The sequence below is a fragment of the Pseudobacteroides sp. genome, assembly GCF_036567765.1.
Taxonomy (GTDB): domain Bacteria; phylum Bacillota; class Clostridia; order Acetivibrionales; family DSM-2933; genus Pseudobacteroides.
The window spans coordinates 1-3,988 of the sequence record NZ_DATCTU010000021.1 but is presented as its reverse complement, the minus strand read 5'-3'; the positions used below and the strand labels follow the sequence as shown (position 1 = coordinate 3,988).

At 33.0% G+C, this 3,988-nt stretch carries 4 protein-coding genes and 1 tRNA gene; all 5 read left to right on the top strand.

Annotated elements, in window-relative coordinates; all coding sequences use genetic code 11:
* Positions 1-495: 495 nt before the first annotated feature.
* Positions 496-1,203 carry a hypothetical protein gene (locus tag VIO64_RS03840; protein WP_331915327.1) on the top strand — a complete coding sequence of 236 codons (708 nt, stop codon included), beginning with the start codon at positions 496-498 and terminating at the stop codon, positions 1,201-1,203.
* A 191-nt stretch (positions 1,204-1,394) separates the two neighbouring features.
* Positions 1,395-1,468 (top strand) — tRNA-Val (locus VIO64_RS03835).
* A gap of 165 nt (positions 1,469-1,633) precedes the next feature.
* The gene (locus VIO64_RS03830) at positions 1,634-1,924 is read left to right on the top strand and encodes a hypothetical protein (protein ID WP_331915325.1); all 291 of its coding nucleotides are present in this window, start codon (positions 1,634-1,636) and stop codon (positions 1,922-1,924) included.
* 90 nt (positions 1,925-2,014) lie between these two features.
* Positions 2,015-2,305 carry an IS66 family transposase gene (locus tag VIO64_RS03825; protein WP_331915329.1) on the top strand — a complete coding sequence of 97 codons (291 nt, stop codon included), beginning with the start codon at positions 2,015-2,017 and terminating at the stop codon, positions 2,303-2,305.
* A gap of 513 nt (positions 2,306-2,818) precedes the next feature.
* The gene (locus VIO64_RS03820) at positions 2,819-3,877 is read left to right on the top strand and encodes a helix-turn-helix transcriptional regulator (protein ID WP_331915323.1); all 1,059 of its coding nucleotides are present in this window, start codon (positions 2,819-2,821) and stop codon (positions 3,875-3,877) included.
* Positions 3,878-3,988 lie beyond the last annotated feature (111 nt).

The following is a 3,988-nucleotide window of genomic DNA, read 5'->3' as shown; positions in this document are numbered from 1 at the left end:
TTCCTTTCCCTTTTTTGACCCGATCTGATATAATTTCATATGTGGCAGCTCCTTTCATTTTTTGTTTTCCCAAACAATAGTTTATCAAACTACCGTCTGGACTGCCACCTTCAATTTCTACGAAATTCGGGACTTACTCTTTGTTGTAAGGAGGCAGGTTTTATGTTTGGTTTTAGAAGAAACATATTTCATAGAACTATTGCAGTTTTATTTGGACTAATGATCATACTTTCTACATATTTAGTTATTACAATAGCAAACATCCACGGCTAATAATTAATAATGCTAGTTGTATTCGTATATTTTTCAATTAAGTTGAATTAAATTGTATTTTTTATTATTTTTATTATTTTGATTATAATTACACTTTTTGCTTATATGGCTGAAAGTGTTTTTATTTTGTATTATATTTTGATTGACATAGCATTTCATGATTTATATAATTATTTAGAATTAAACCGGATTATTTGGTTATCCTATGTTTGGGGGAAAAGTATGAGCAATGAACCAAGCCAAGATAAAATAAAGGATATAAGGTTTTACATACCGGAAGCTTTCAGGTTTTATAGTATAAAGAATGAGTATTTGACACCCATATTATTTGTTATAACCTTGATAGTTCTATTTGCTTTTGAGTATATTCCTTTTCCGGCGGCTTTCAATGACTACAAGGGTGTTTTTGTATTTGTAAGATTGATTATAGCCAATATGTGCTATTTGGTATATTTATCAGCGTATATCAAGGATCTAAAGGGAGAGAAATACTCTTTAAAGGAAATGATAATTCCCAGTTGGCAAGGGCTTGTCAGCTTATTTGCCTTGTCAATAATAAATGTTGTTTTGTTTGTTGCATCTATTACGCTATATTTTCTTTTACCTGCGGTATTGATTTATCTTACCGTTATATTTTGTCCATGCTATGTTTTTGACAAGAAGAACAGTTTGTATGAATCGATGATCTCGAGTAAAAATGTTACTGTAGGCTATAAAATGAGACTTTTGAGCCTTATAGCAAAGTTTTTATTTCCTGTGACTGTGCTCTTGCTTCTTACACTTATGGTTGCAGGTTCATCTACTAAGGTGCTAATTTTCCCGTTTGTTTTATCCTTTGCGTATTCAGTTTCAATGTTTATGTTTCATAGAATAATAGCGTTATTGTATTATGGATTTGAGATAGGTCCCAAGGAAGAGGATGTATTCTAATATAAAAGAAAAAAATACATCTTGACAAACATCCAAAGGTATAAAGGTATATATAATAGTAAATGTATCTGGTCGCTTAGCTCAGCTGGTTAGGGTACACAGTGTATTTATACAACCAATAACCATTGAAAAAACTTACAAAATTAACTCTTGAAATATAGATCAAATCATTGTATACTTATAAAGGTCTTGGGCAATTAACTCAGCTGGTATGAGTGTCACCTTGACATGGTGGAAGTCACAGGTTCGAGTCCTGTATTGCCCATTATATTAAAAGGTTTCTGTTGTTAAAACAGGAGCCTTTTTGTTCAATATCGACAAAAATAGACATAAGCCTACATTGAAAATATATAGAAATATGTATGGAATCTACAATGTAAAAGTTGCAATGTTTACAACTATAATATTACATATTAAGGAGAACATACAAATGACTAAAAAAATAATTACTCGATTACTTCTATTGACATTTTTAGTAGCGACATTATTAACGACTTCTGTATTTGCAGAGACTCCAATCGTAGATACTCATGTACACGATTCATCCGTATTAGATAGTATGCACCCACAAGATAAATCTGTTGACTTAATATCAATCCCATCACCTGCGAAGGGTAAAAAATCAACACAGCCGACAGCCGACTCTAGTAGAATAATGTCTGCGGTGGCCTCTGTTAATATAGTACATATAAGGTTTGTAAACACTGACACTGTAATATGAGGTTCAATAGATTCCATACCATGAAATTCTAACTGAAGGAATTGCGGAAGATGCTCGGAAAAGCCCTCAGGTATGCAATAAAAAGGCAAACTGAAAAAAAGCAAGCCGTTGCAGTTAATTCTAAAGCTCCAACAGTTTGATATTGACACCTTGGACTTCATGTATGATTTTGATGTGACCTTCCATAACAATTTGGCCGAAAGGGATTTGAAAATGCAAAAGCTTCGGCAGAAAATATCAGGATGCTCCCGGGGAAAGGATGGGGCTGACGTATTTAGCCGGGTAAGAAGCTATTTATCCACGGCAAAGAAAGATGGAATTGATGTAATGGAGGCTATTGTTTTGACGGTAAAAGGGCAGCCATTTGTCCTTGTAAGGTAAATTGTTCAGTTTTATGTTTAGGGGATGCCGAAACGGTATCTCTTGTTTTTCGACCCGATCCGGTCGTTGACATCACGTGTTGGTGATGGTCTAATCTTAACATAAAACCGTGTCTATTTGGAATGCCTGAGCAGTTACCGATATTTAAACTTTACTTAAGCTTCAAAAAGGTTCACGTTGAAGAGATCATTAAAGAAAGTTAATATTCTGTAAAAAATACCTCAAATGGGGTATATAATTTATGAGGAAATACCTTTTTTGTCGCATTGTTACTTACGGATGGAATTGGCATAATATATGAGATATGACACAGTCTAGAAAGATGGTACCATTATTCAAAAATGGCACCTAATGTTTTAGTGTGCTTTTCCCCCAGTTGGTCTACATAAAATTCAAATGATTGATAATTTTAAAAAAGTATTGTAAAATTGTATATTGATATTGCTGAAACCTGATGTGTAATTTGAATATTTTCATAATACTATACTTTATATATGATTGGGGCGATTGGGTATGTTAACTGCCAGAGAATATGAGGACATCTTATTCTTTGTATCGTCAATTCAGAGTGAAAATGTCCTTGATTTTCGCCACATGGTTTTAAGACTTCTGAATGTAGTATTTGGTTATCCACACTTAACCTTTTTCCTATCCAACGAAAAAGGTATGCTTGTAGATCCTGTTGTATTAAATATGAGTGATGAATCATTGTCAGATTATAACAAGTACTATTTTCAAACAGATATCTTTCACCCCATAAATGGTTACCAGAAACTTCTCATACAAAAAGACGTGATTACCATCACTGATTTGATGTCCTATGAAGATTTTGAGCAAACAGAGTTTTACAATGCTTTTCTTAAAAAATATAACCTCTATTATATGATTGTAATGCCCTTAAAAGTGGGGAGTCAAATCATTGGAGGAATTGGTATATCAAGACCTCTTCAGCATGGTGATTTTATTGAGAAAGATAAGCTGATACTTGATCGGCTTAATAAATATATTTCACATTTTTTATGGAATTATTTAAATAAACTTAAGCTTGAGAATGAGAAACAGGCCATTATCAATAGTATACAACATCTTCCCGTAGGGCTGATAATACTTGATAGTAAATTTTCTTTATTGCATGCCAATAAAATGGCTGAAGATTATTGTATGGATATTGTCAATAAAAACAGCAGTAATTCCCTGGCACATGTGATAAACCTACTGTCATTAGAATACTTCGGGAAATCTTTAAAAACAACTTTCTATATAAAATCATACTTGTTTCAGCTTTTTCCTATCCTTGTTCCTAGTGACCAGACAAGCATCAATTCCATTTATTGTGTTTATATCTCGGACCAACAAAATATTGATGACAATAATATTGATGATAATGAAAGCCTATATATGCTGACGGAAAGAGAAAAAGAGATAACTGACCTTCTTGCTAAAGGCTTTAGCAACAAAGATATTGCCAAAACTTTATATTTAAGTACACATACAGTTCGGACGCATTTAAAGAATATATTCCAAAAAGTAGAGGCTACTAGCAGAGTAAGTCCCGAATTTCGTAGAAATTGAAGGTGGCAGTCCAGACGGTAGTTTGATAAACTATTGTTTGGGAAAAACAAAAACGAAAGGAGCTGCCACAATGAAATTATATCAGGTTGGATCAAAAAAGGGAAAGGAATT